22 protein-coding genes and 1 tRNA gene are annotated in these 26,137 nt (G+C 68.1%); 9 read left to right on the top strand and 14 right to left on the bottom strand.

The genetic code is table 11. The annotated features are described in order from the left end of the window. Window positions 1–5: 5 nt before the first annotated feature. The gene (locus ASC65_RS04615; RefSeq protein WP_056449959.1) at window positions 6–1,457 is read right to left on the bottom strand and encodes a lipopolysaccharide biosynthesis protein; all 1,452 of its coding nucleotides are present in this window, start codon (window positions 1,455–1,457) and stop codon (window positions 6–8) included. Then, on the bottom strand, window positions 1,457–3,061 hold the full coding sequence (locus ASC65_RS04610) for an exopolysaccharide biosynthesis polyprenyl glycosylphosphotransferase (protein ID WP_082525893.1): 1,605 nt from the start codon (window positions 3,059–3,061) through the stop codon (window positions 1,457–1,459). The genes ASC65_RS04615 and ASC65_RS04610 overlap by 1 nt, the downstream gene beginning before the upstream one ends. Before the next feature lie 123 nt (window positions 3,062–3,184). On the opposite strand from ASC65_RS04610, the gene ASC65_RS04605 reads away from it, so the two are divergent. Further along, window positions 3,185–3,276 (top strand) — tRNA-Ser (locus ASC65_RS04605). Window positions 3,277–3,498: 222 nt separating this feature from the next. On the opposite strand, the gene ASC65_RS04600 is transcribed toward ASC65_RS04605, so the two are convergent. The 6 genes from ASC65_RS04600 to cyoA form a co-directional block, all read right to left on the bottom strand. Then, window positions 3,499–6,336, bottom strand: a complete 2,838-nt coding sequence (locus tag ASC65_RS04600) for a M16 family metallopeptidase (protein WP_056449957.1) — start codon at window positions 6,334–6,336, stop codon at window positions 3,499–3,501. Between the two features lie 87 nt (window positions 6,337–6,423). Further along, window positions 6,424–7,224, bottom strand: coding sequence for an SURF1 family protein (locus ASC65_RS04595; RefSeq protein ID WP_442854117.1), 801 nt, complete (start codon window positions 7,222–7,224; stop codon window positions 6,424–6,426). Continuing rightward, window positions 7,116–7,532 (bottom strand): cytochrome o ubiquinol oxidase subunit IV, encoded by a 417-nt coding sequence (gene cyoD / locus ASC65_RS04590; protein WP_056449955.1) that lies wholly within the window; start codon window positions 7,530–7,532, stop codon window positions 7,116–7,118. The genes ASC65_RS04595 and cyoD overlap by 109 nt, the downstream gene beginning before the upstream one ends. Next, on the bottom strand, window positions 7,529–8,167 hold the full coding sequence (cyoC, locus tag ASC65_RS04585) for a cytochrome o ubiquinol oxidase subunit III (protein ID WP_056449953.1): 639 nt from the start codon (window positions 8,165–8,167) through the stop codon (window positions 7,529–7,531). The genes cyoD and cyoC overlap by 4 nt, the downstream gene beginning before the upstream one ends. Beyond that, a complete protein-coding gene (gene cyoB, locus ASC65_RS04580; protein WP_056449951.1) occupies window positions 8,164–10,170 on the bottom strand; it encodes a cytochrome o ubiquinol oxidase subunit I in 2,007 nt (668 codons plus the stop codon). The genes cyoC and cyoB overlap by 4 nt, the downstream gene beginning before the upstream one ends. A gap of 15 nt (window positions 10,171–10,185) precedes the next feature. Beyond that, window positions 10,186–11,250, bottom strand: a complete 1,065-nt coding sequence (gene cyoA, locus ASC65_RS04575; protein ID WP_082525864.1) for a ubiquinol oxidase subunit II — start codon at window positions 11,248–11,250, stop codon at window positions 10,186–10,188. Between the two features lie 139 nt (window positions 11,251–11,389). Here cyoA and ASC65_RS04570 point away from each other — a divergent pair, with 139 nt between their 5' ends. Beyond that, window positions 11,390–12,721, top strand: coding sequence for an MFS transporter (locus ASC65_RS04570; protein WP_056449948.1), 1,332 nt, complete (start codon window positions 11,390–11,392; stop codon window positions 12,719–12,721). Between the two features lie 18 nt (window positions 12,722–12,739). On the opposite strand, the gene ASC65_RS04565 is transcribed toward ASC65_RS04570, so the two are convergent. Beyond that, window positions 12,740–13,546 carry a response regulator transcription factor gene (locus ASC65_RS04565; RefSeq protein ID WP_056449945.1) on the bottom strand — a complete coding sequence of 269 codons (807 nt, stop codon included), beginning with the start codon at window positions 13,544–13,546 and terminating at the stop codon, window positions 12,740–12,742. 157 nt (window positions 13,547–13,703) lie between these two features. Between ASC65_RS04565 and ASC65_RS04560 the strand changes: the two genes are divergently transcribed. Then, window positions 13,704–14,435: a helix-turn-helix transcriptional regulator gene (locus tag ASC65_RS04560; protein WP_056449943.1), complete on the top strand. Its 732-nt coding sequence runs from the start codon at window positions 13,704–13,706 to the stop codon at window positions 14,433–14,435. Window positions 14,436–14,512: 77 nt separating this feature from the next. Here ASC65_RS04560 and ASC65_RS04555 read toward each other — a convergent pair whose 3' ends face one another. Then, a complete protein-coding gene (locus tag ASC65_RS04555; protein WP_056449941.1) occupies window positions 14,513–15,703 on the bottom strand; it encodes a hypothetical protein in 1,191 nt (396 codons plus the stop codon). Between the two features lie 191 nt (window positions 15,704–15,894). Here ASC65_RS04555 and ASC65_RS04550 point away from each other — a divergent pair, with 191 nt between their 5' ends. The 3 genes from ASC65_RS04550 (at window position 15,895) to ASC65_RS04540 (ending at window position 18,192) form a co-directional block, all read left to right on the top strand. Then, a complete protein-coding gene (locus ASC65_RS04550) occupies window positions 15,895–16,503 on the top strand; it encodes a hypothetical protein (RefSeq protein ID WP_056449939.1) in 609 nt (202 codons plus the stop codon). A gap of 97 nt (window positions 16,504–16,600) precedes the next feature. Next, entirely contained in the window at window positions 16,601–16,906 is a 306-nt protein-coding gene (locus tag ASC65_RS04545) for an SCP2 sterol-binding domain-containing protein (RefSeq protein WP_056449937.1), read from the top strand. Window positions 16,907–16,983: 77 nt separating this feature from the next. Next, window positions 16,984–18,192: an acyl-CoA dehydrogenase family protein gene (locus tag ASC65_RS04540; RefSeq protein ID WP_056449935.1), complete on the top strand. Its 1,209-nt coding sequence runs from the start codon at window positions 16,984–16,986 to the stop codon at window positions 18,190–18,192. A 16-nt stretch (window positions 18,193–18,208) separates the two neighbouring features. Here the strand turns inward: ASC65_RS04540 and ASC65_RS04535 are convergent, their stop codons facing one another. The 3 genes from ASC65_RS04535 to trmFO are packed head-to-tail and all read right to left on the bottom strand — an operon-like array spanning window position 18,209 to window position 20,273. Continuing rightward, the gene (locus ASC65_RS04535; RefSeq protein WP_056449933.1) at window positions 18,209–18,670 is read right to left on the bottom strand and encodes a GNAT family N-acetyltransferase; all 462 of its coding nucleotides are present in this window, start codon (window positions 18,668–18,670) and stop codon (window positions 18,209–18,211) included. Further along, the gene (locus ASC65_RS04530; protein WP_056449931.1) at window positions 18,670–18,885 is read right to left on the bottom strand and encodes a hypothetical protein; all 216 of its coding nucleotides are present in this window, start codon (window positions 18,883–18,885) and stop codon (window positions 18,670–18,672) included. The genes ASC65_RS04535 and ASC65_RS04530 overlap by 1 nt, the downstream gene beginning before the upstream one ends. Then, window positions 18,885–20,273 carry a methylenetetrahydrofolate--tRNA-(uracil(54)-C(5))-methyltransferase (FADH(2)-oxidizing) TrmFO gene (gene trmFO / locus ASC65_RS04525; RefSeq protein ID WP_056449929.1) on the bottom strand — a complete coding sequence of 463 codons (1,389 nt, stop codon included), beginning with the start codon at window positions 20,271–20,273 and terminating at the stop codon, window positions 18,885–18,887. The genes ASC65_RS04530 and trmFO overlap by 1 nt, the downstream gene beginning before the upstream one ends. 65 nt (window positions 20,274–20,338) lie before the next feature. Here trmFO and ASC65_RS04520 point away from each other — a divergent pair, with 65 nt between their 5' ends. From ASC65_RS04520 to ASC65_RS04510, 3 genes are read left to right on the top strand one after another with little or no spacing between them, the layout of a single operon-like run. Beyond that, window positions 20,339–21,283 (top strand): hypothetical protein, encoded by a 945-nt coding sequence (locus ASC65_RS04520; RefSeq protein ID WP_156459551.1) that lies wholly within the window; start codon window positions 20,339–20,341, stop codon window positions 21,281–21,283. Between the two features lie 31 nt (window positions 21,284–21,314). Further along, on the top strand, window positions 21,315–22,217 hold the full coding sequence (locus tag ASC65_RS04515; RefSeq protein WP_056449925.1) for a glycerophosphoryl diester phosphodiesterase membrane domain-containing protein: 903 nt from the start codon (window positions 21,315–21,317) through the stop codon (window positions 22,215–22,217). A 31-nt stretch (window positions 22,218–22,248) separates the two neighbouring features. After that, window positions 22,249–23,184: a CPBP family intramembrane glutamic endopeptidase gene (locus ASC65_RS04510; RefSeq protein ID WP_056449923.1), complete on the top strand. Its 936-nt coding sequence runs from the start codon at window positions 22,249–22,251 to the stop codon at window positions 23,182–23,184. A gap of 1 nt (window position 23,185) precedes the next feature. On the opposite strand, the gene uvrA is transcribed toward ASC65_RS04510, so the two are convergent. Further along, window positions 23,186–26,119: an excinuclease ABC subunit UvrA gene (uvrA, locus tag ASC65_RS04505; RefSeq protein WP_056449921.1), complete on the bottom strand. Its 2,934-nt coding sequence runs from the start codon at window positions 26,117–26,119 to the stop codon at window positions 23,186–23,188. Window positions 26,120–26,137 lie beyond the last annotated feature (18 nt).

The following is a 26,137-nucleotide window of genomic DNA, read 5'->3' as shown; positions in this document are numbered from 1 at the left end:
CTCACTCATGCAGCGGCCTTTCCGATCCGTTTACGATCGAGAAGCCGCGCCGTAACATCGCGTACGCTGGACGCATTCAACGCCAGCGCAGCAGCCGCATACACCGCGGCCCCCGTGACGGAATCCAGCACCAGTTCGGCGATCCCCCCGATCGGCGGAAGGACCGAAACCACCAGCGCCATCACTCCGGTCGCCAGGGAGCAGCGTACCAGATTCGCCCACGGAACAGGCAGGGCGATGATCCGGCGGCCCAGGATCATGGTGGCGAACAACCCCACGCCGAAGCTTGCGGCGGTCGCCCAGGCCGCGCCGATGAGGCCGAAGCGCGGAACGAGAATCAGGTTGAGGACGACGTTGAGCACCGCCGGAACGGCCATGGCCGCGAGCAGGTGTTTGGTCTTGCGCCCGAGGGTGAAGGCCTGGCCGAAATAGTAGGCGGTGAGGCCGTAGAGCAGGGCGGACAGGGCGATCCACGGGGTGATGGAGGCGGCGGCGACGCGCAGCTCCTCGCCGATCAGCACCTCGGCCAGCGGACGGGCGACGAGGGCGACGCCGGCGGCGGCGGGCAGGCCGATGAGCATAAAGGTCGACAGCTGTTCGCGGGCGGCCTCCTTGAGCCGGTCGGCCCCGCCGCGCTCCAGCGCCATGACCAGGGCCGGCTGGCCGGCCGAGCCGAGCCACAGGAACAGGACGTCCAGGGTCCGGTTCGCGATCGAATAGCCGGCGTGATAGGCGCCCACCGCGGCCTCATCCATGAAGGCGGCGAGCAGGAAGCGGTCGGTCGAGGCCAGCACCACGGTCAGGGCCAGGGAGGCGGCGATCGGATAGCCGTACAGGGCGTAGCCGCGCACCCGGGCGTGCTCGAAGGTCCCGCCGCCGGCCTGGCGCAGCTCGCCGGGCAGGACGAAGGGCAGGGCCGCCAACGGGGCCAGGCCGAGGCCGAGCAGGGGCGCGGCGCCGCCGAGACCCGCCCAGGCGAAGCCGACGCCGATGGCCAGGCCGCCGACGGCGATCGCCATGTCGAGGCCGGCGGCCTTGGCGATCTCTCCGGCGGCGCGGAACCGTTCCTGCGCCAGTTTGACGAGGCAGCGGGCCGGGGCGCCCGCGAGGCCGGCGGCCAGAGCGATGCGGAACAGCGGGTCGCCGGGCCACAGCGCCAGGACCGCGCCGCAGACGACGAGGAACACGGCCGACAGGGCGAAGGCTGAGCGGTACAGGCCGGCGAAGTGGGCGCTCATGCCGGGGCCCGGCGTCTCAGCCGCCCAGAAGCGCGCCATGGCCGCCTCCAGCCAGCTGAACACGGCCACATGGGCCAGGGTCATGACCGAGAAGGCCAGGGCGTAGCGGCCGAACTCCTCAGGGCTCAGGATGCGCGTGAACAGGACGATGGCCAGGAAGCCGACCACGCCCTGGACGATGTTGGCGGGCAGATAGCCCCAGACGCCGCGCCAGAACATCAGCGCACCGCGGCCCGGTCGCCGAGCAGAACCGGGATGGTCACGGCCATGATCCAGAGGTCAAGCCAGAGCGACTGGCGCTCGACATAGTCGATGTCCAGATGGACCCGGCGGCGCACGTCCTGGGCGGTATGGAGCGGCCCGCGCGAGCCGTTGACCGCGGCCCAGCCGGTCATGCCGGGCTTGATGCGGTGGCGGTGGGCGTATTCGGCGACCAGACGGGCGCTCTCGACATGGCCGGTCTTCATGCCGATGGCGTGCGGCCGGGGTCCGACCAGCGACATCTCGCCGGTGATGACGTTCAGCAGCTGGGGCAGCTCATCCAGGCTGGTCTTGCGGATGAATTTGCCGACGCGGGTGACGCGGTCGTCGTCATGGGTGACCTGACGGCTGGCCGTGGCGTCTGCGGCCTCTTGCTTCATCGAGCGGAATTTCCACACCACGATCTCCTCGTGGTTGAAGCCGTGGCGACGCTGGCGGAAGAAGATCGGGCCGGGGCTGTCCAGCCGGATGACCAGGGCGATCACGGCCATCACCGGGGCCAGCAGCACCAGGGCGATCAGGCCCAGCACCAAGTCCTGGATTCGCTTGTTGAAGGCGCGGCGATCGTCGTCGACCGGGCCCTGCACGTCGGCCAGGGGCGCGGCGGCGAGGCGATCCAGCGCCGAGGCGGTCTCGGCCGCGCCGTTGGGCTCGACCAGCAGGGTGATCTCGTTGGGCAGGGTGTTCAGGCGGGCATTCAGCTCGCGCACCCGGGCCTGGGCCTTGGGATCGATGGCCAGGACGACGCGGTCGACATAGGGGGTGACCTTGTGGGTCAGCAGGTCGTCGGCGGTGCCGAGCACCGGCACGCCCTCGATGGCCCGCGGACTGCGCGCCAGCCGGTCGTCGAAGATGCCCAGGACATTCAGGTCGCGGCGCTTCAGCGCCTCGCGAATGAGGGCCTCGGCGTGGCGGGTGGCGCCGACCAGGACGATGTTCGGGGTCAGGGCCCCCGACACTCGCCAGCGCCCGACCAGATCGCTCCAGCCCGTGTGAAGGGCGTTGAGGCTGATCAGCATCAAGCCGGTCCAGACCAGGCAGGCGGTCCAGGCGAAGTCGCCGCCGCGCAGGGCCAGGCCGGACGCCATCGCGACGGCGCCGCCGGTGCAGACGACGGCGGCCACCGCCGCAAGATGCACCAGGGTCTTCTGCCCGCGAGCGAAGCGGTAGCGGCCCAGTGACCGCATCAGGGCCAGAACGGTCACGGCCCCGAGGCCGAACGGGATCAACTGAGACGCCTGGGCGTGCAGCAGCGGCCCGGGCGTCGAGGCCCAGGCGCACAGCAGGGTCAAGGCGACCACGGTCAGCACGTCGAAGGCGCGAAAATAGTGGGCGGCGAGGCGCGAGGCGTGACGCTGACGCGCGTTCAGCCAGACCTCAGGACGGAAGGGACCGCGGCGAGCGGCGTGGGCGGACTTGCTCCGCTCGCTGCTCCGAGCTTCCGCGCCGAGACCCTCTGCACCGAGCGCCTCCGTCGCCAGGGCCTGCAGCCCGGGCGCGTCGAGGCCGCCGGCCGGGGCCGACGGGAGGTCGAAGGAAAGGCGGCTCGCGGCGTCGGTCATGCGGCTCGTGCGGCGGAAACGTCCCGCCAGCATGCACAGCCGCCCTCACTGTCACGTTAACGGTGGAACTGTCTCCAAGACCCGTTGCACCGGCCCGCAGGCTCCGCTATCCACCCGGCTATCGGAGACGTGGCTGAGTGGCTTAAAGCAACGGTTTGCTAAATCGTCGTACCCTGTAAGGGGTACCCAGGGTTCGAATCCCTGCGTCTCCGCCACCACCCTCAAGTTCATTGAGACTGTGGCGGCAAGCGGCTGAAATCGCCGCGTCCCAGACTTCAAAACACCACTCGCTGCAGGCCGGGCCGTCGGTCAGGCTTGAGGCTGCGCGCCTGAGGCTCTCGGCGGCCGGTCAGGTCGGCCCGCCGGGTCGACCTGGCCGTCATCCTCGGGCGGGGCCGAGAATGACGGTCGAGAGCGACCCGGCCGGTCGGTCGTCTTTACTGCGCCGTACGCACTTCCACCGGCAGGCCCAGGGCCTCCAGCTGCGGCTTGACCACCGAGGCGTCGCCGACGACGACCCAGACGAACTGGTCGGGGTGGATGACCTGGCGGGCGGCGGCGTCCATCTGGGCGGCGGTCAGGGCGCGGGTGCGGCTGGCCAGGGTCGCCTGATAGTCGTCGGGACGGCCGTACAGAGCGTTCGAGCGCAGGGCGCCGAGGATCTGGGCCGAGGTCTCGTAGCCGCCGGCCAGCGAGCGGGTGTTGCCGTTGATCGTGCGTTCCAGCTCCTGCGGCGCGACGCCGTCGGTCTGCAGGAAGCGGTCGTACTGGGCGATCAGGGCCGCGATCGAGTCACCCGTGCGGTTGGCCTGCACCGGCGCGTTGACGATGTAGGGCACGCGGTGCTCGAGCAGGTTGACGTTGCCGCGCACGCCGTACGACCAGCCCTTGGTCTCGCGCAGGTCGGAGTTGATGCGCGACAGGAAGTCCGAGCCGAGGGTCACGTTCGCGGCGTTGAGGGCCAGGACGTCGTCCGTGCCCGAGACCGGCAGGACCGCGCCGCCGTAGATCAGCGATTGCGGCGACTGCGGACGGTCAATCAGCACGATCCGGTTCGTCGGCGCCGGAATGGCGGCGGCGAAGTCCTTGACCCCCTTCGGCGTCGACGGCGCGCGCCAGTCGCCGAAGGCGGCTTCCAGTTGCGGCGTCACCTGCGACAGCGGCAGGTCGGAGACGACGAAGATGGTCGCATTGTCCGGGCGCACCCAGGCGTCGTGCTCGGCGACCAGGTCGGCGCGGGTCAGGGCGGTCAGGGTGGCGTCGTCGCCCGAGCCGGTGAACGAACGGCCATAGGGGCTGTCCGCGCCGTAGAGCAGCGGCGGCAGGGCGCGGGCCGCGATGGCGCCCGGGTTGGTGCGCTCGCTGGCCAGGCCCGACAGGCGCTGGGCCCGGATGCGCTCGATCTCCGACGGGGTGAAGGCCGGGTTGCGCACCACGTCCGACAGCAGGGTCAGGCCCGGCGTCAGGTTGGCGGTCACGGTCGACAGGTCGGCGGTGGTCCGGTCCATGGAGGCGCTGACGTTGACCGAAGCGCCCAAGCGCTCTTCTTCCTCGGCCAGCTGGTTGGCGTTGCGCGTGGTGGTGCCCTCGTCCAGCAGGTCGATCATCATGGCGTGGGCGCCCAGACGGTCGGCGCGGTCGGCGGCGTAGCCGGCGTTGAACTCCACGGCCACGCGGGTCACCGGCACGGTGTCGACCTGGGCGTAAACGACCTTGACGCCGTTCGACAGGGTGGCGCGTTCGACGGCCGGGAATTGCAGGTCGGGAACCTGGCCGATCGCCGGCATGGGCTCGCGGGCGACGCGCTGGATCTCGGCGGCCGGGACCGGGGTCGCACCCGACGGGGCCGCGGCGGCCTCGTCATACGCTTCGCGCTCACCCGGAGAGATGGTCATGTCGAACACCGGGCGGGTCAGCCAGCGCTGCATGGCGGCCGTGACTTCGGCCGGGGTGACCGAGGCGTACTCGGCCAGCTCTTTCTTGTAATGGTCGGGATCGCCCGCATAGAGCTGGCCCTCGGCCAGGACGTTGGCCTTGCCGTTGACCTGCTCCAGGCTCTGGATGCGGCTCGAGACATAGCGGGTGGCGACGCGGGCGACCTCTTCCTCGGTCGGCCCGTTGGCGATGAAGTCGGCGACAATGGCGTCCAGGCGACGGCCCACCTCGGCGGCGTCTTGACCCGGCTTCACGTCGACCGAGATGTCGAAGATGCTGATGCGGTGGAACTCCGACAGCGACGACGTCACGGCCACGGCCGTCTGCTCGTCGCGCACCAGTTGGTTGTCGAGGCGCGACGAGGCCAGGCCGCCCAGCACCGAGGCCGCCACCGACAGCGGAATGGCGTCATCGCTGAGCATGCCGGGCACGGCCCAGCTGCGGGTCAGGCGCGTGTTGGCCACTCGGTCATGCATGGTGGCCACGATCGGCGCCGCCAGCGTCGGCACGTCGGCCTCGGCCGGAGTGTTCACCGGACCGCGCGGGATGGAGCCGAAATAGCGCTCCATCAGCGGCCGCGCGGTCGCCTCATCGATGTCGCCCGACAGGACGACGACGGCGTTGTTCGGGCCGTAGTTGTCGCGGAACCAGTTGCGCACCGTCTCGAGGCTGGCGGCGTCGAGGTCGGCCATCGAGCCGATGGTCGAGTGGCGGTAGGGGTGGCCTTCCGGGAAGAGCGCTTCCAGCTGGGCGTATTCGAACAGGCCGTAGGGTTGGTTGTCGCCCTGGCGCTTTTCGTTCTGGACCACGCCGCGTTGCAGATCGAGCACGTCCTGGCCGACCTCGCCGAGCAGATAGCCCATGCGGTCGCTCTCAAGGAACAGAGCCTGCTCCAGGGCGGGGGTCGGGACGGTCTGGAAATAGTTGGTGCGGTCGAACCAGGTGGTGCCGTTCAGATTGCTCGGCCCCAGGTTCCGCATGCGGCCCAGGTAGCTGCCCGGGGCGTTTTCCGAACCGCCGAACATCAGGTGCTCGAACAGGTGGGCGAAGCCGGTCGAGCCGGCCGGCTCATCCTTGGAGCCGACGTTGTACCAGACCGACACCGCCACCACCGGCGCCTTGCGGTCCTCGTGCACGATGACCGTGAGGCCGTTGTCGAGGGTGAAGCGCTTCCACGGGATGTTGACCTCGGACACCAGCTCCGAAACCGGCGCGGCGCGCAGTTCGGGAGCCTGGGGCGACGCCGCTGCGGCGGGCGCGGCGGCGGTCTGCGCGAGAACGGCGGGGGCGGGGGCGATCACAGCCAGGATGGCGGCGAGCGAGATCGAGCGAAGACGCATGAGAAATCGGTCCTTGTCTGAGGCGGACGGACCTTACCCGACGCTTCTAGGGGTGCAACCGCCAAGCTGGGGCGGAAGGACTTAAGATCAACGCGTGACGCCGGCCGTCGCTCTCGGAGGCCGGCTCCGGAACACGATGACGGCTCCGACCAGCGACAGCACGCACAGTCCAAACCAGGTCAGGGCGTAGACGAGGTGGCTGTTGCGGAAGCGGACAACCGTCAGCCCGCCTGTCGGATATCCGCCGGGGTTGGGCGCAGCGTCGGCGTCGATGAAATAGGGGGCGACAGGCTCGCTCAGGCCTCGGGCGCGGGCGATGGCGGGGAGGTCGCGCGAGTACCAGTGGCCGGCGGCCGGGGCGTTGGCGCGCAGGAAGGCGCCGCCGGGCTCGCTGGCGCGCAACAGGCCCGTGACCTGGACCGGCCCGGAGACCTGGCCTGACGCCCTCGCCGCCGCCGGGCGCATCTCTGTCGGCACGAAGCCGCGATTGACCAGAACAACCCCGCGATCGGTCCGCAGCGGCGTCAGGATCCACCAGCCGGGGCCGAGATCTGTGACGGCCTGCACCGGGGTCTCGAGGTCGTGCAGGAAGACGCCGCCGACCGTCACCCGGGTGTAGGCCTGCTCCGGCGTCCAGTCGGCCGCAGTCGGAGGCGGGACCGGCGGCGCGGCCAGCCGCGCGTCGACGGTGTCGATCAAGTCGCGCTTCCAGCCGAGGCGCTCCAACTGCCAGGCGCCGAGGGTTGCGAAGACGACCGCCAGCGCCAGGCAGAGAGCGATCAGGCTCCAGGCGGTACGGGCGCGGGTGCGGGGTAGGGGCTCAGCGATGGGGGCAGGGCCTCCGGCGGCGTCGGCATCATGTTGCCGTGCAGGTGGAACATGATCCACAGCGAACCCGCGATGACGATGATCACGATGATCGCCGTGAAGACCAGCGTCACCAACGTCCAGCCGCCCTCCGACCTGGTGTTCACGTGGAGGAAGAAGACCGTGTGGACGATGATCTGCACGAAGGCGAGCAGGACGACGATGATCGCCGTCGTCTGCGGTCCGAGCGGTCCGGCCATGACCAGCCAGAACGGGATGGCGGTCAGCACTACCGACAGCAGGAAGCCGGTCAGATAGCCGCGACGCGAGCCATGGCTGTGGCCGGCCTCGTGACCTTCATGCGCGTGCGGGGCGTCTTGATGGGTCACGACAGCGCTCCCAGCAGGTAGACGAAGGTGAAGACGCCGATCCAGACGACGTCCAGCAGGTGCCAGAACATGCCCAGGCAGGTCAGCCGCCGCTGGTTCTCGACGCCGAGGCCGCGCTGCCCGACCTGGACCAGCATGACGCCGATCCAGATGATGCCGAAGGTCACGTGCAGGCCGTGGGTGGCGACCAGGGTGAAGAAGGCCGACAGATAGGCGCTGCGCTGGGGCGTGGCGCCCTCATGGAACATGTGCGCGAATTCGTAGAGCTCGACGCTGATGAAGGCGATGCCGAACAGGGCCGTGATCGCGAGCCAGGCCTGGGTCCCGCCTTTCTTTCCATCCTGCATGGCCAGCATCGCCATGCCGTAGGTGATCGACGAGATCAGCAGGAAGGCGGTGTTCAGCGCCACCAGCGGCAGGTTGAAGAAGTCGCTCGGGGTCGGCCCGCCGGCGTAGGCGGTGGCCAACACGCCATAGGTGGCGAAGAGCGTCGCGAAGATCAGCGCGTCGCTCATCAGGTAGATCCAGAAGCCCAGCAGGGTCGGGCTGTCGTGGGTCTCGGCGTGGTGCTCGCCCTCTTCCTGGACCAGGTAGAAGGTCGGGTTGGCGGAGGCCTCGCGGTCTAAGGCGGTCATGCCTGGGCCTCCACGGCGCGACGGGCCCGGTCATCGTCGGCGAGTTCCTCGGCCGGGACGTAATAGGCGCGGTCGTAGTCGAAGGTGAAGTAGATCGAATAGGCGATCAGGGCGACGAACGAGAGCGCAGCCAGCCACCAGATGTACCAGATCATCGCAAAGCCCAGCACCAGGGCGATGGCGGAGATGATCACCCCGGCGCCGGTGTTGCGGGGCATGTGAATCGGCTGGAAGCCGCCGGCCGGGCGATCGTGGCCGCGGTCCTTCATGTCGTACCAGGCGTCCAGGTCATGGACGACCGGGGTGAAGGCGAAGTTGTAGTAGGGCGGCGGCGAGGTGGTCGACCACTCGAGCGTGCGGCCGTTCCAGGGGTCGCCGGTGGTGTCGCGCAGCCTGTCGCGGTTCTTGATGCTGACCGCGATCTGGATGACGAAGGCGAGAATGCCGACGAGAATGATCAGGGCGCCGACGCCGGCGATAACGAACCACGGCTGCAGCGTCGGGTCTTCGAAGTAGCGGACGCGCCGCGTCGTGCCCATCAGGCCGACGATGTAGATCGGCGTCCAGGCGACCCAGTAGCCGATCACCCAGCCCCAGAACGACACCCAGCCCCAGAAGCCGTCGAGCTTGAAGCCGAAGGCCTTGGGGAACCAGTAGGTCATCCCGGCGAACAGGCCGAAGACGACGCCGCCGATGATGACGTTGTGGAAGTGGGCGACCAGGAACAGCGAGTTGTGCAGCACGAAGTCTGCCGGCGGCACGGCCAGCAGCACGCCGGTCATGCCTCCGACGACGAAGGTGATCATGAAGGCGACCACCCAGGCCATCGGCAGCTCGTAGCGGATGCGGCCGCGGTACATCGTGAACAGCCAGTTGAAGATCTTCGCCCCGGTCGGGATGGAGATGATCATCGTCGCGATGCCGAAGAACGAGTTCACGCTGGCGCCCGACCCCATCGTGAAGAAGTGGTGCAGCCAGACCAGGTAGCTGAGCAGGGTGATGACCACCGTGGCGTAGACCATCGACGAATAGCCGAAGAGGCGCTTGCCCGAGAAGGTCGAGGTGATCTCGGAATAGATGCCGAACACCGGCAGGACCAGGACGTAGACCTCGGGGTGGCCCCAGATCCAGACCAGGTTCCAGTACATCATGGCGTTGCCGCCGAGATCGTTGGTGAAGAAGTTGGTCCCGATGTAGCGGTCCAGCATCAGCATGGCGAAAGCCGCGGTCAGGACCGGGAAGATGGCGATGGCCAGGATGTTGCTGCACAGCGCCGTCCAGGTGAACACCGGCATCTTCATCAGCGTCATGCCCGGGGCGCGCATCTTGAAGATGGTGGTGACCATGTTGATCGCGGACAGAGTCGTGCCGACCCCCGCGATCTGCAGGGCCCATAGATAGTAGTCAGGCCCTGTCCCCGGACTGTTCTCGATGTTGGCGACCGGAACGTAGTTGAGCCAGCCGGCGGTCGAGAACTCGCCGATGAACAGCGAGGCCATGACCAGAAGGGCCCCCGCCACCGTCAGCCACAGGCTGAGGCTGTTGAGGAAGGGGAAGGCCACGTCGCGCGCGCCGATCTGGAGCGGCATGACGAAATTGACCACGCCGACGATCAGCGGAATGGCCACGAAAAAGATCATGATCGTGCCGTGGGCGGAGAAGACCTGATCGTAGTGGTGGGCGTTGAGGTAGCCCTCGCTGCCGCCGAAGGCGATGGCCTGCTGCAGCCGCATCATCAAGGCGTCGGCGAAGCCGCGCAGCAGCATGATGATGCCGAGGATCAGGTACATGATCCCGATCTTCTTGTGGTCGACGCTGGTCAGCCACTCGCGCCACAGCCAGAGCCACAGCTTGTAGCGGGTGACCAGGACCAGGACCGCGACGCCCAGCAGGGCGACCACGGCGAAGGTGCCGACCAGGATCGGTTCGTGCAGCGGGAAGGAATCGAGGCTCAGGCGACCGAAGATCGGGCTGAAGGCAGGGGCGGCGGGATGCTCGGACATGGGTTCTCCGTCGGCCTAGCGCTGGACGACGCCCGAGGCGCCCGCGGCGGGCGGCTCGTTCGAGAGGGGGACGGGGCGGAGGGCGTCGCCCTCCTGCGCGGACGGGGCCTGGCCGTGGGCGGCGCCGTGCGGGCCGCGTTCGCCGGCTTCGGCCGGGACGCCGGGCTTGTGATGGCGCATCTGTTCGGCGATGCAGGTCGTCCCGGGGGCCACGCAGCGATTGACGATACGGTTGAACAGGCCCGCCGGCGCGGCGCTGAATAGGGTGGCCGGATGCTTCTCGGTCGGCTTCTCCAACTGGAGGTAGCTCTCGGTGGTCAGGTTGGTCCCGGTCGCCTGGGTCTGGCTGACCCATTGATCGAAGGCGGCGGGCTCGACGCCGACGAGGCGGAACCGCATGTCCGAGAAGCCTGCGCCGCTGTAGTTGGCGGAGAAGCCTTCGTACTCGCCGGGCCGGTTCAGGACGGCGTGCAGTTGGCTCTGCATACCGGGCATGGCGTAGATCATCCCCGCCAGGGTCGGCGCGTAGAAGGTGTTCATCATATTGGTCGAGGTGATGTCGAAGCGAACCTCGCGATCGACCGGCAGGACCAGTTCATTGACCGTGGCGATGTTCTGCTCCGGGTAGATGAACAGCCACTTCCAATCCATCGCCACCACCTGGACCACCATCGGGGCTTCGGCCCGGTTGATGGGTTGGCCCTCCGAGATTCTGTCCAGTCGGCGGAAGGGGTCGAGCAGGTGGGTGCTCGACCAGGTCAGGGCGCCCAGGCAGATGATGATGAGCAGGGGGATCGACCAGATGACCAGTTCGAGCGCCGTCGAATGGTGGAAGCCGGGGGCGTAGGTCGCCTTGCTGTTGCTCGCTCGATAGCGCCAGGCGAAGACGACGATCATCACGAGCACAGGAATGATGATGATCAGCATCAGGACCGTTGATGCGTAGATCAGGTCGCGCTGTTGCAAGGCGATGTCGCCCGCCGGGTTCAACACCGCGCGTTGACAGCCGGACAGCAGACCGATCAGCGGAAGGAGCGCCAGAGACCCCAGGCGCCTAGACAGAGGCACGTGTTCGCACATGACTTGCCCTTAGGCTTTGCCCTCGTCGGGCCATATTGGACATTTTGTCCGATACAACTTTTGAGCATATAGGGGTAGGGCGGCAAGTGACTCCGTGGCCCCGGCTGCGGCGAAGGCGACCAACTCCCGGAGTGGGAAGATGAACGCACCGACTGGCTCCTCGACTTCGACCCCGCTCGAGCGTGACGCGCGCGTCGTCAATGCAGACCAGCACGAGATCAAGCCGGGCGAGATCGCCATCGGAGTCATCATCGGAAGGACGAGCGAGTTCTTCGACTTCTTCGTCTACGCCCTGGCCTCGGTGATCGTTTTCCCGTCGGTGGTCTTTCCCCATCACGAACCTGTGACGGCGACGCTTCTGTCGTTCGCCATCTTCTCCGTGGCCTTCATCGCCCGGCCGTTCGGCACCCTGCTGTTCATGTGGATCGACCGGAACCACGGCAAAGGCGTCAAACTGACCCTCGCTTTGTTCCTCTTGGGCGGCTCGACCATGGCCGTCGCGCTGCTGCCCAGCCACCAGCAGATAGGATCCCTGTCGGCCCTTCTGCTCATCACCTTCCGCTTTGGTCAGGGGCTGGCCTTGGGCGGGGCCTGGGACGGCATGCCGTCGCTGCTGGCGCTCAACGCGCCCAAGGAAAAGCGCGGCTGGTACGCCATGATTCCGCAACTGGGCGCGCCGCTGGGCCTGCTCATCGCCGCAGCCCTGTTCACCTATTTCCTGGTCATCCTGACGCCCGAGGACTTCCTGACCTGGGGCTGGCGCTATCCCTTCTTCGTCGCCCTGGCGATCAACGTCGTGGCCCTGTTCGCACGCCTGCGCCTGGTCGCCACGCCTGAGTTCGAGCACCTGTTCGCCGCGGGCGAGCTGCGGCCGTCGCCGGCGTTCGCCACCCTGTTCCGCGAATGGAGGACCATCGCCCTGGGCGCCTTGGCGCCGCTGTCGGCCTTCGCCCTGTTCCACATCGTCACCGTCTTCCCCCTGTCGTGGGTGACGCTGACCGGCCGGGATCAGCCGGTGCCGTCGCTGCGCATCGAGATGATCGGAGCGGTGGTCGGGGTCATCGCCATGCTCGGTTCCGGCCTGCTGGCCGACCGCTTCGGCCGGCGTCAGGTCCTGGCGGTGGGAGCGGTCCTGATCGGCGCCTTCAGCGGCTTCGCGCCGCAGTTGCTGAACGCCGGCGCCATCGGCGAGACGGTCTATATGATCCTCGGCTTCACCCTGCTGGGCGTCGCCTTCGGCCAGTCGTCCGGCCTGGTGAACGACCGCTTTCCCCCTGAGCATCGCTATACCGGCGCGGCGATCGTCGCCAACACCGCCTGGCTGGTGGGGGCCGGCTTCGCGCCTCTGGTCGCCCTGTTCCTCGCCGATCGCTTCGGCGTCTGGGCGGTCGGGGCCTATCTGCTGTCGGGCGCGATCTGCACCCTGGTGGCCCTGGCCATCAACAAGGAATGGGCCAAGGACGAGCATTAGGTCGCGCCGAGGCCGGCCCTAGGCCGCGAGATTGCTCAGCAGCAGATTGGTCCGTGAGCCGCCCGGAGCATAGGCGTAGCCCACGCCGCGGATGGTCTGGATGGGATCGCCGTCCCCCAGCTCCGCCAGCTTCTTGCGCAGGCGGCAGACGGTGGTTCGGAAGGTCGCTGGATGGGTCCGTCCGGCGCCGAGGGCGTGGGCGCCCGCTTCATTCGTGAAGACGACGTCGGGGTTGCTCAGAAACAGGTGGAAGGCCGAAGCGTCCGAAGGGGCCAGCACGACGCTGCGGCCGGCTGGGCTGATGGCCGTTCGGGTGGTCGGGTTCATGCGCCAGCCTCCGGTCGCTTCGCGCCCGTCGCCGGAGCGTCTGCGCGGCGCGGCCCGGCGAAGCAGCGCCTTGGCGCGCGCAACGACGAGCCGGTCGGCGACGGGTCCGACCAACAAGTCATCCGCCCCGAGTTCCAGCGCGACGATCTCGTCCACCAGATCGGCCTGACCCGCCATGACGAGCAGAAGCGGTCCTCCCGCATCCGAAGCCAGGGTGCGGCAGAAGGCCAGGGTTTCGCGGGCCAGGGTCGCGCAGTTGAGCAAGACCAGATCGACGTCTTCCGACTCGATCAGCGCTCGGGCGACGTCCAGCTTCGAGGCCTGCAACACGGTAAAGCCCGCGTCGGCGAACAGCGTGGCGAGGCGACGGCGGTCCGGGCTTGAGGGGCTGACGATCGCGACCCTGGCCGCATCGGGCGACAGCGAGGGCCAGGCGCCGTCCGTCGGACAGGGGCGCGATCTGGCGGCGTTGAACTGGGTGCGGTGCGGCTGGTCCATGAAGGCCTCACACCGCCGCGACGGAAGTTGCAACGATCAACGTTAGGAAGCGGGGGGACGGGGCGTACTTCACCGTGCCTGCGGCGGATGAACCCAGGGATGAGGGCGCGGACCGGCGCTTTCGCGCGGCGGGCCTCATCTTTGAACATGGGGCGTGATGTTGATTGCCGGAACTGAAGACGGCCTGCTGGAGCGGACCTTGCTGGCGGTGGAGTCCCTTCAGTCGGCGGGGTCCCAGCAGCAGGTGATCGCGGGGGTCACATCCTATCTGCGGGAGTTCGGCTTCTCGTCCTTCGGCATGAGCCGTCGGCCGAGGACGCCCGGCGCCAAGCCCGACATCTTGCTCGACGCCTGGCCGGAGGGCTGGTCCGACCACTACCGCGAGCAGGGACTTTATCGACATAACGGGATCGCGGACTACGCCCTGGTCGCCCAGGATGTCTTCGCCTGGGACGAAGTGCCGCCAGATTACCTTGAGGATCCCAAGACCACGGTCGCGTCTCATGACGCCGCCGCCTTCAACATGCGCGAGGGGCTCTGCGTCCCGATGCCGTCGGCGCTTGGAATGGGCAGCGTGTGGCTCAGCGCCTCGCATTTCGAGCGGGCGCCGGGCTTGAAGCGGGCCGTGCGGCTGTTGGCCTATCATGTCGGGCAGGCCGTGGAGTCGCTGCCGCCCGTGCCCAATGACGTGCAGGTGCTGACGGTCCGCGAGTTGGACGTCCTGTCCTGGGTCGCCGCCGGCAAGACGACCCTCGACATCGCCACGATCCTCAACATCTCTGACCATACGGTGGGGGAGCATCTGAAAAACACCCGCCGGAAACTGGGTACGAGCAACAACACCCACTCGACGGTCCGAGCCCTGCAGCTAGGCCTGCTCCGCTTGTGAAACCATACCGGAAACCCGGTATGGCCAGCGCGCTGCGCGTCGCCCAGTGGCGCGACCAACGCCTCAGCAGCCTCGGTTCAGAGGATGAGGTCCTTGGCGAGCTTCAGGATGGTGGCCAGGGGCACGAGCATAAGGACCACGGGCGCGAAGGGCAGGGCCATGGCAAGGATGAGAGCGACGACGCCGCGCGGCTCGACGGGCAACAGGCGGATTGATTGGGCGTTGGCGACGATGGCGTAGAGGTCGGCGGTGTAGGAGATGTCCTGCCGCGGGGCCGGGGGCGTTTCGATGGTCGCTTTATTCCTGAGCCAATCGGCCTCGAACCCGCGCCCGACCCGCCGGCCGAGCGCCCCGTAGTCGATCACCGCCTGGCGGCGCAGACGCGCCAGGATCGGGACGAAGGTGAAGAGCGGCGCGACCAGCAGGACGACCGCCAGCGCCAGCAGGCCGACGTTGAGGATCAGGTGCGGCAGTGAAATGGCCCCGGTATTGATCACGTCGTACATCGCCCGGCCGGCGACGACGGTCGACAGGGCCATGCCGGGGACGATGAAGGCGCGGACTGAATGGCCGACGAAGCCTAGGCCGCCGACACGGTCGGGGTGGGAAGCCGCCAAGGCGAGCTTCAGACCGGCGAGAAGCCAAAGCAGCCGTCCCCAAAGCAGCAGGCGCCAAAGCCAGCCGAGCATGAGGATCAGCAGCAGAGGCATGCTGGCCATCAGGTACCACCAGGCGGCCAGCGAATAGCCGTCCGGCCCGTTGAGCCAGGCCGGGAGATCCGCGGGCTCCAGGGTGCGGATCGCCAGGACGCTCGCGGAATAGGCCAGGACCACGATCAGGATTTCGGCGACATGCGAGGCCATCAGCTGTCGGGTGGAGAGGAGGGCGGCCCGGAACCGCTCACGAGCGTCGGCCGGCACGAGGTCGCCGTCGTCGAACTGGTTGATGATGTTGCTGAGGCGTGGGGCGCAGGTCGCCTCGGCCAGGACGAGGAGGGGCGCGGCCACGAGGCAGCGGACGTGAACCCCGGCCTCGCGTGCGAAAGAGGCGATGTCGCCACCGCCGGCGAGCGACGCCTGCAGCATGACGAGCAGGGGCAAGGGCGCCCAGCCGAACAGGGCCACGAGCCAGGCGCGCCTGGGGACCGTGAACCATTCGGGCGGGAACTGGCTGAAGCGACCGCTCCTGCGAACGAAGAGCGCGCCCTCGAGCACGGAGCGGAGGTCGACGTCGTCGTCCTCGGCAGCGGAAACGGTGGGTCGGGCCATTGGCGCCCCTGGCGTTCGCGGTGTGACGCGTCGGGGAAGGCTACGGGTTGCACCCCGCCCTCGCCATCAGGCGAAGGCCTGAGACGGTTTCGGTATAACGCCAAGCCTGAAAGGAGACGGGCGCAGGACTAACGGCGACCCGGGTTCCGCAACCGGATCGGTTTTGGAGGATTGGAGTGGCGTCAAACGCCATGTCCGATCAACCGCCCCAGATCCAATGTTTCAGCGAAGCCTGCCGGCGGGCCGCCGCGCGGGCGCGACCGGTTCACGGCGTGGCCTTGGTCTCGGTCGTGGTCGCGGCTTTCGGCCTGGTCGGTCTGCGCTCGTTTGAACTGCCCGGTCCCGCCCCGATCAGCGACGGTGAGCGGATGCGTATCGAGGTCGTGGCCCCGATCGAACCCAAGGTCTCGCCCGGCTCGGTGATGGAGGTCGGCGACCTGGTCAACGGGCTGACGGAGATTCCGCGGCCGGCCCCTCCTGAACCGATCCCGGCGTCCTACGCCTATGTCGACGAGGACTGGGACGCCGACCTGGCGCCGGCGCCGCCTCGCCGACGCTATGACGAGGCGCCAGTCGTCTATTCGGCGCCTCAGCCCGAGGCCCGCCCCGACCGCGGGGACCGCTGGTTCGGCTTCGACCTGCCGCGTCGCGACTACCAGGCCGAGCGTGACGCGCGACGCGTGCGCATGGACGCCCTCGAACGGCGGGAGCAGGACCGCGAGCGTGAGCGTCGCGATGTCGCGTCTGACCGGTGGCGTGAGCCTCCGCCTCCGCCCCCGCCGGACGCTGACTGGCGCTGAGGCCGGTTCGCGCCGGATAACTTGACCTGACGTGATCTTGGCAGGGGGCGAACAGCGGTCTAGGTCGGTGGCTCAACCGTCACTTGGAGCGACGCTCATGGCCGACCTGGCTTCTGTCACCGAACACATCCGCGGCGCCGTCGGCGAGAACTCCGGCCTCGGCAAGACCGTGAAGCTGGACCTGGGCGACACCGGCAAGATCTACATCGACGGCGCCTCGTCGCCGAACACGGTGAGCAACGAGGACAAGCCGGCCGACGCCACCGTCTCCATGACCTGGGACGACTTCATCGCCCTGTCGGAAGGCCGCCTGGATCCGATGATGGCCTTCATGCAGGGCAAGCTGAAGATCGCCGGCGACATGATGATCGCCCAGAAGCTGGCCCCGCTGCTGAAGCGCTGAGGCGCGGCGGCGAGTAGCTGACTATTCCACGGCGCGGCTCCGACGGGGCCGCGCCGTTTTCGTATCGGAGAACGACCATGGACTTCCGCCACAGCGATCGGGCCCAGCACTGGCAGGAGCGTGTGAAGCGCTTCATGGAGGACAAGGTCCTGCCGCGCTCGGCGGAGTACTGGGGCCAGGTGCGCGAGGACCACACTCGCCAACCGCCGGCCATGGAGGAGATGAAGGCCCAGGCGCGCGAGGCGGGCCTGTGGAACATGTTCCTGCCGGGCGAACACGGCGCCGGCCTGACCAATCTCGAATACGCCCCCCTGGCCGAGCAGATGGGCCGCGCTCTGTGGTCAGCCGAGGTGTTCAACTGCAACGCCCCGGACACCGGCAATATGGAAGTGCTCCATATGTACGGGAACGCCGAGCAGCAGGCGCGCTGGCTGAAGCCGCTGATGGCCGGCGAGATCCGCTCGGCCTTCCTGATGACCGAGCCCGAGGTGGCCTCGTCGGACGCCACCAACATCCAGACCCGCATCGAGCGCGACGGCGACCACTACGTCATCAACGGCCGCAAATGGTGGTCGACCAATATGGGCCACCCGAACGTCGCCATCAGCATCGTCATGGGCAAGACCGATCCCTCGGCCGCCACCCACGCCCAGCAGAGCCAGATCCTGGTGCCGACCGACACGCCCGGTTTCCGCGTCGAGCGGATGCTGTCCGTGTTCGGCTATGACGAGCGCCCGATCGGCCACGCCGAGGTGGTGCTGGAGAACGTCCGCGTCCCGGTCGAAAACCTGATCGCCGGCGAAGGCCGCGGCTTCGAGATCGCCCAGGGCCGCCTCGGGCCGGGCCGCATCCACCACTGCATGCGCGTGATCGGGGCCGCCGAACGGGCCCTGGAGCTGATGACCGCCCGCTTGCTCAGCCGCACCGCCTTCCGCAAGGCGCTGGCCGAGCATTCGGTCTGGGAGCAGCGCATCGGCGAGGCCCGCACCGAGATCGAGATGTGCCGTCTGCTGGTGCTCAAGGCCGCCTGGATGATGGACAACGGCGGGGCCAAGAACGCCAAGTCCGAGATCGCCCAGATCAAGGTCGCCGCGCCGCGCATGGCCCTGAAGATCATCGACGACGCCATCCAGGCCCACGGCGGCGCCGGCGTCTCGGCTGACACCCCGCTGGCCGAGATGTATTCGATGGTCCGCACCCTGCGCATCGCCGACGGCCCGGACGAGGTCCACAACCGCACCATCGCTCGGCTGGAGTACGCCAAGCACGGCGGGCGGGGCGGCTAGGCGTCGCGCCTGCTCCTCAGAGATCCAGGTGCAGGAACTGGTTGAAGGCGCTTGCCTCATAGGCGCCGAAGGCCCCGCCGTTGGCGAAGCCGCGGCGGCGGTAGAGGGCGAGGGCCGGCTCGAAGGCGGCGCCGCTGCCGGTCTCGAGGCTGAGGCGCGTCAGGCCGACGGTGCGGGCATGGGCGATGACATGTTCGAGCAAGCCGGCGGCGACCCCCTGGCGCAGGTGGTCGGGATGGGTGCGCATCGACTTCAGCTCGCCCTGGCGGTCGTCGAGGCGGCGCAGGGCGACCACGCCGATCGCCTCGCCGTCACGCCAGGCTGTCCACACCGTGATGTCCGGCTGTTGCAGGCCCGACAGGTCCAACGCAAAGACCGCGTCCGCCGGCGAGTTGGCCTGCATGCCCTGCAGGTGAAACGCCAGCAGCGCCCGTGTCGACGGATGGCTGAGGTCGTCCTGACGGATGTCGAGAGACATCAGTGCCGGGCGCCGGTCGGCGGCTCGGCTTCGAGCAGCGCGATCTTTCGGTCGAGGCGAGCGACTTCGTCCTCCAGCCGCGCCTTCTCGGAGGCCATGTCGACCGGCGTGCCGTCCTCGTATTTGATCTGCGCGCCCTTCGCGATCAGGTCGAGCCGATAGAGGAGCGTCGTCCGGCGGTCCTTCAGGCGATCCAGTTCGCTCTCTTCCGCCATCACGCCGCGTCCCGCCAGGCCTTCAGGCTGTCCATCGCTCGGATGCTCATCAGCCGCTTCTTGGCGCGGCCGCGCTCCTTGGGATGGATCCGCTTGCCCTCTTCGTCGACCTTGGGGGCCTCGAGCGGCGGCAGCAGGCCGTAGTTGATGTTCATCGGCTGGAATTTCGACCCCTCGAGGTGGCCGCCGGTGATGTGCTCGACCAGGGCGCCCATGGCCGTCTCGGGCGGCGGCGGAGCGAGGTCGCGGCCCAGCGCCTGGGCGGCGGCGAGGCGGCCGGTCAGCAGGCCCATGGCGGCGCTCTCGACATAGCCCTCGACGCCGGTGACCTGACCGGCGAAGCGCAGGCGCGGCATGGCCTTGAGGCGCAGCTGACGGTCCAGCAGCTTGGGGCTGTTCAGGAAGGTGTTTCGGTGCAGTCCGCCGAGACGGGCGAACTGAGCGTCCTGCAGGCCGGGGATCATGCGGAAGGTCTCGGCCTGGGCCCCGTGCTTCAGCTTGGTCTGGAAGCCGACGAGGTTGAACAGGGTGCCCAGCGCATTGTCCTGGCGCAGCTGGACGATGGCGTGCGGCTTGACCGTCGGATTGCGCGGATTGGTCAGGCCGACCGGCTTCATCGGGCCGTGGCGCAGGGTCTCGCGGCCGCGCTCGGCCATCACCTCGATGGGCAGGCAGCCGTCGAAATAGGGGACGTTCTCCCAGTCCTTGAACTCGGCCTTGGGGCCATCGAGCAGGGCGTCGATGAAGGCGTCGTATTGGGCCTTGTCCATCGGGCAGTTGACGTAGGCCGCCGCGTCGCCGCCCGGGCCTTCCTTGTCGTAGCGCGACTGGCGCCAGGCGATGTCGAAGTCGATGGAGTCAGCGTGGACGATGGGGGCGATGGCGTCGAAGAAGCTGAGGCTCTCCTCGCCGGTCGTTTTCAAGATGGCGTCGGCCAGGGCAGGCGAGGTCAGCGGGCCGGTCGCGACGATGACGTTGTCCCACTCTTCGGGCGGCAGTCCCGCGATTTCCTCGCGTACGATGGTCACCAGCGGATGGGCTTCCAGTTTGGCCGTCACGGCCTGGGAGAAGCCGTCACGGTCGACCGCCAGGGCGCCGCCCGCGGGCACCATATTGGCGTCGCCGCAGGCCATGATGATCGAGTCCAGGGCGCGCATCTCGGCGTGCAGCAGGCCGACGGCGTTGTACTCCCAGTCGTCCGAGCGGAACGAGTTGGAGCAGACCAGTTCGGCCAGGCCGTCGGTGTGGTGGGCGTCGGTCTTGACGCCGGGCACGCCGCGCATCTCGTGCAGGATGACGGGCACGCCGGCGCTGGCGATTTGCCAGGCGGCTTCGGAGCCGGCGAGGCCGCCGCCGATGACATGGATGGGGGAGGGGGAGGTCGTCATGGGCGGCTTCTAGCGGGACGGGCCCGGACGGGCTAGCTTGTCCGTGGGGAAAGAGGAGGGCTGTGATGCGTCGATTTTCGATCGGAACGTCGCTGGGCGATGGATTCAGGCTTTTGGGGCGGCGGCCGCTGGCGGTGTTCGCCTGGGGCCTGCTGATCGTCGCGCCGATGATCGCGATGTTCGTGGCGATGCTGCCGGCCTTGGCGTCGATATCAGCCCTGTCCATGGAGGCCGGCGCCGAGACGGGCGAGATGCCGCCTGAGCTCGTCGCCGAGATGATGCAGCTCCAGGCGGCCTCGATGCTCGCCAACCTGGTCCAGCTTTTGGTCATGGCGGTCGTCTACACGGCGATCATGCGGGCCGTTCTACGGCCGGCGGAGAAGAGCGTCTTCTCGCTGCGCATCGGCATGGACGAGATTCGCGTGGCCGTCGTCGGCCTGGCCATCGGGGTCGGCCTGTATGTCGTCATCATCATGGCGACGTTGCTCGGCATGGGCGTCGGGTTCGCTGCGTGGGGCTCGCGCATGGAAGCCGGGCCGGGTGTCGCGCTCGCCATCGTCCTGTTCCTGGTCCTCCTGATCGCCCTGGGCTGGGCGCTGGGCCGGGTCAGTCTGATGGCGCCGGCGACCGTCCTCTACCGCGACTTCGGCTTCGCCCAGGGCTGGCGGCTGGCGGCCGGAAAGGGCTGGGCCCTGTTCGGCCTGATGGTCGTGATCCTGCTGCTCTTTCTTGTGTTCGAGATCGTGATCATCATGGTCACCGCCGCCCTCGGCGCGAGTCTGGTGGTCGTGGCGTCCAATGCGGGCATCGACTGGTCCGCGGCGGATCCGTTTGCGGAGGCGTCGGCCTGGCTCGGCGCCAACTGGTACTGGGGCGTGGTCTTCGTCGCCCTGGCGGGACTCGTCGCCGGGGCGATCGCGACGCTATCGGTGGCGCCGTTCGCTTCCGCCTGCCGGCAGCTCGCCGACAGCGGTCCACGAGACGAGGCTTCACCGGCGCCGGCCGCCTGATAACATCGCCCCGCGACTCAAGGAGAGATCGATGGCCTTTTCTGCGACAGAAGCTGCGTTCGAAGGCTTTCGGGTGGTGCGGCGCAAGCCTGTGGCCCTGGTATTCTGGTCGCTGTTCTACATCCTGATCTTCGGTCTTTCGATCCTGGCCGTCGGGCGGGGCATGGCCGAGGTTATGGCGCTGAGCGAGGCCCTCGAGGCCGCCCAGCCGACCTCCTATGACGAATTCGTCCCTCTGATCGACGCCTACACCTCGACCTTCGGCCTGTTGATGCCGTTGGGCATCATCGGAAGCGCGGTGCTGACGGCGGCGATCGCGCGGTCGGTGCTGCGACCGGCGGAAAGCGCGTTCGGCTATCTACGGCTGGGCATGGACGAGCTTCGCGTGCTGATCGTCACCGTGGTGTTGAGCATCGCCTTCGCCGTGGTGCTGATGGTCCCGATGGGCTTCGCGGCCTTCATGTTCGTGCAGGCTGTCAGCGGTGGGGGCGGGGCCTCGGTCCTCGGCGGCATCCTGGCCGTGTTCGCGACCCTGTTCCTGGCCCTGTGGCTGGCGGTCCGCTTCTCGCTTGCGGTTCCGATCACGGTCGCGGAGCGCAAGATGGCCTTCTTCGACTCCTGGAGCGCCACCAAGGGCCGCTTCTGGCCCCTGCTCGGCATGGGCTTCATCGCCTTCCTGATGTCGATGGTCGTCTCGCTGCTGGGCACGATCGTTGTCCTGCCGCTCCAGATGGGCGTCGGGGGTTTCGAAAAAATGGCCGAGTACAGCGGTCAGGATCTCGGCGTGATGCTGCAAGCCATCTGGCCGGCGATCGTCGCGGGGGTCGTCACCCAGTCGATCCTTTCGGCCCTGCAACTGGCGGTGCTCTACGCCCCGTTCTCTGCGGCCTACCGCGACATGACCGGCGATCGGCCTGAGAAAGCGTTCGACTAAGGCCCGCGGGCCGACTGAGGGGGAAGCCGCCATGGCGGGAATTGAGCTCTACGCCCCGCGCAAGCCGCGGCACCGGCGCACCTGGACGGCGGCGGCCATCGTGCTGGCTGCAGTCTTCATGGTGGCCGGGCAGGTCATCACCCTCGCCCCCGCAATGCTGTCCGGAATGATTACGGACACGGAGACCTGGCCGGCCCTGACCTATATCCTGTTCGCCTCCTTCGGGCTGACGGCGGCGATGGTCATCGCGTGGGTGGTGCTTTTCGAGCGCCGCGGCATACGCGAGATCGGCTTCAACGCCCGGGCAGGCGGACGCTTCCTGCGCGGTTATCTGATCGGCTTGGCCTTCCTGGCGACGGTTGTTGGCGTGATCTGGGCCCTCGGCGGCTATGAGATTGAGGCCGGCGGCGCCTTCCAGAGCGGCGCGGTCGGCGCGGCCCTGCTGCCCATCGGACTGCTGCTGCTGGGCTTCATCGTCCAGGGCTCAAGCGAGGAGATCGTTTTCCGCGGTTGGCTGATGCAACTGATCGCTTCACGCCACGGCCTGTGGGCCGGGATCATCGGAAACGCCTTGCTGTTCGGCCTCGCGCACGGCGGCAATATCGCTCCGTCAAAGGAGCTCTTCCTCGGGTTGGCCAACGTCGCCCTGTTCGGCCTGTTCATCAGCCTCTACGCGGTCCGTGAGGGATCGCTGTGGGGCGTCTGCGGCTGGCACGCTGCGTGGAACTGGCTGCTGGGCCTGGGCTTCGGGCTGGAGGTCTCCGGTGAGGTGGTGCGCACGACGCCGCTGATCACCGACCTGACGACCAACCCGGCGACCCCCTGGTGGATCACCGGCGCGGCCTTCGGACCCGAGGCCAGCGTGATCACCACGGGCGTGCTGATCATCGGCTGCGCGGTGCTGATCCTGCGCGGCCGCTCGCAGGATCACGGCGTTGAGGTCGAGGCGGACGCGACCCAGGCCTGACCTAGGCCCGCTTCCGCGCCCGGGCCGGCTTGGCCTCGGCCGACAGGTCGGCGACCCGCGCCTTCCGGCGAGCCTCGTGCCGGTCCAGCACCTCCTTGAGGTATTTGCCGGTCCAGCTCTTGGGATTGGCCGCGACCTCTTCAGGCGTGCCGACTGCGACGATCTCGCCGCCGCCGTCGCCGCCCTCGGGGCCGAAGTCGAGCAGGTAGTCGGCGACCTTGATGACGTCGAGGTTGTGCTCGATGACCACGATGGTGTTGCCGTTCTCGACCAGCTCCTGGAGCACCTCCAGCAGCTTGCGGGTGTCCTCGAAATGCAGGCCCGTCGTCGGCTCGTCGAGGATGTAGAGCGTCTTGCCGGTGGCCCGCTTGGACAGCTCCTTGGACAGCTTCACGCGCTGCGCCTCGCCGCCCGACAGGGTCGTCGCCGACTGGCCGACCTTGACGTAGCCGAGGCCGACCCGCTCCAGCGTCAGCATCTTGTCGCGGATCGAGGGCACTGCGGTGAAGAAGCGTGCGGCCTCCTCGACGGTCATGTCGAGCACGTCCGAGATGGACTTGCCCTTGAACACGATCTCCAGCGTCTCTCGGTTGTAACGCTTGCCGTGGCAGACGTCGCAGGTGACGTAGACGTCCGGCAGGAAGTGCATCTCGATCTTGATGAGGCCGTCGCCTTGGCAGGCCTCGCAGCGGCCGCCCTTGACGTTGAACGAGAAGCGGCCGGGGCCGTAGCCGCGGGCCTTCGACTCCGGCAGGCCGGCGTACCAGTCGCGAATCGGACCGAAGGCGCCGGTGTAGGTGGCCGGATTGGAGCGCGGGGTGCGGCCGATGGGGCTCTGGTCGATGTCGATGACCTTGTCGAACATCTCCAGCCCCTCGATGCGATCGAAGGGGGCGGGGGCGTCCGAGGCGTTGTGCAGCCGGCGGGCGGCGGCCTTGTAGAGGGTCTCGATGGTGAAGGTCGACTTGCCGCCGCCGGACACGCCGGTGATGCAGGTGAACACGCCGGCCGGGATCTCACCGGTGACGTTCTTCAGATTATTGCCGGTGGCCCCGCTGATCCTCAGCAGCCGCTTGCGGTCGATCGGACGCCGGCCGTCGTGGGGCAGTTCGATCTCGCGCTCGCCGGTCAGGTATTTGCCGGTCAGCGAGTTCGGATTGGCCATTACGTCGGCGGGCGTGCCCTGGGCGCAGACCTCGCCGCCGTGGATGCCGGCGGCCGGGCCCATGTCGATGACGTAGTCGGCGGTCATGATCGCCTCCTCGTCGTGCTCGACGACGAGGACGGAGTTGCCGAGGTCGCGCAGGCCGCGCAGGCTTTCCAGCAGGCGGGTGTTGTCGCGCTGGTGTAGGCCGATCGACGGCTCGTCGAGCACGTACAGCACGCCGGTCAGGCCGGAGCCGATCTGCGAGGCCAGGCGGATGCGCTGGCTCTCGCCGCCGGACAGGGTGCCCGAGGCGCGCGACAGGTTGAGGTAGTCCAGGCCGACATTGTTGAGGAAGCGCAGCCGGTCGGTGATCTCTTTCAGGATCCGCCGGGCGATCTCCATCTGCTTTTCGGTCAGCCGGTCGTTCAGGCCGGCGAACCATTCGTGGGCGTGCTTGATCGACAGCCAGGAGACCTGGGCGATGTCCTCGCCATCGATCTTGACCGCCAGGGCCTCAGGCTTGAGGCGCTTGCCGCCGCAGGCCTCGCAGGGCGTCTCGGACTGGAAGCGGCCCAGCTCCTCGCGGACCCAGGCGCTGTCCGTCTCGCGCCAGCGGCGCTCGAGGTTCGGCAGGACGCCCTCGAAGGCCTTGGAGACCTCGTATTTGCGGGCGTTGTCGTCATAGGTGAATTTGATCTTCTCGGCGCCCGTGCCGTGCAGGATCACGTCCTGCGCCTTGGCCGGCAGCTCGCGCCAGGCCACGTCCATCGAGAATCCGTAGTGGCGGCTCAGCGACTGCAGGGTCTGGGTGTAGAGCGGGGAGGGACCGCGCGACCACGGCGCCACGGCGCCCTTGTGCAGGGTCTTGTCGCGGTCAGGGATGACCAGGTCGGCGTCGAAGGCCAGCTTCATGCCCAGGCCGTCGCAGACCGGACAGGCGCCGAACGGGTTGTTGAACGAGAACAGCCGCGGCTCGATCTCGCTGATGGTGAAGCCGGAGACCGGGCAGGCGAACTTCTCGGAGAAGGTGATCCGCCGCGGCTCCTTCTCGCCTTCGGCCACATTGGCCCATTCGGCGACGGCGATGCCCTCGGCCAGGCCGAGCGCGGTCTGCAGGCTGTCGGCGTAGCGGCCTTCAAGCCCGGCCTTGGTGACGATGCGGTCTACGACGATGTCGATGTCGTGCTTGAACTTCTTGTCGAGGGTCGGGGCGTCCTCGATGGCGTAGAAGGCGCCGTCGATCTTCAGCCGCTGGAAGCCCAGCCGCTGCCACTCGGCCATCTCCTTCTTGTACTCGCCCTTGCGGCCGCGCACGACCGGAGCCAGCAGCAGCAGGCGCTCGCCCTCGGGCAGGGCGACGAGCTTGTCGACCATCATGGAGATGGTCTGGCTTTCGATCGGCAGGCCGGTCGCGGGGGCATAGGGCACGCCCACCCGCGCCCACAGCAGACGCATGTAGTCGTGGATTTCGGTCACCGTGCCGACGGTCGAGCGCGGGTTCTTCGAGGTGGTCTTCTGCTCGATCGAAATGGCGGGGCTCAGGCCCTCGATCAGATCGACATCCGGCTTGCCCATCAGCTCGAGGAACTGGCGGGCATAGGCGCTCAGGCTCTCGACGTAGCGGCGCTGACCCTCGGCGTAGATGGTGTCGAAGGCGAGCGACGACTTCCCGGAGCCCGACAGCCCGGTCATGACCACGAGCTGCTCGCGCGGGATGTCGAGATCGACGCCCTTGAGATTGTGCTCGCGGGCTCCGCGCACGCGGATGAAATTGTGCTTTTCGGTCATGAGGTCCGGGGAACGCGG

The organism is Brevundimonas sp. Root1279, from assembly GCF_001425945.1.
Classification (GTDB): domain Bacteria; phylum Pseudomonadota; class Alphaproteobacteria; order Caulobacterales; family Caulobacteraceae; genus Brevundimonas.
Note: the sequence above shows the minus strand (reverse complement) of the source record. Positions and strands in the feature narration are given on the sequence as shown.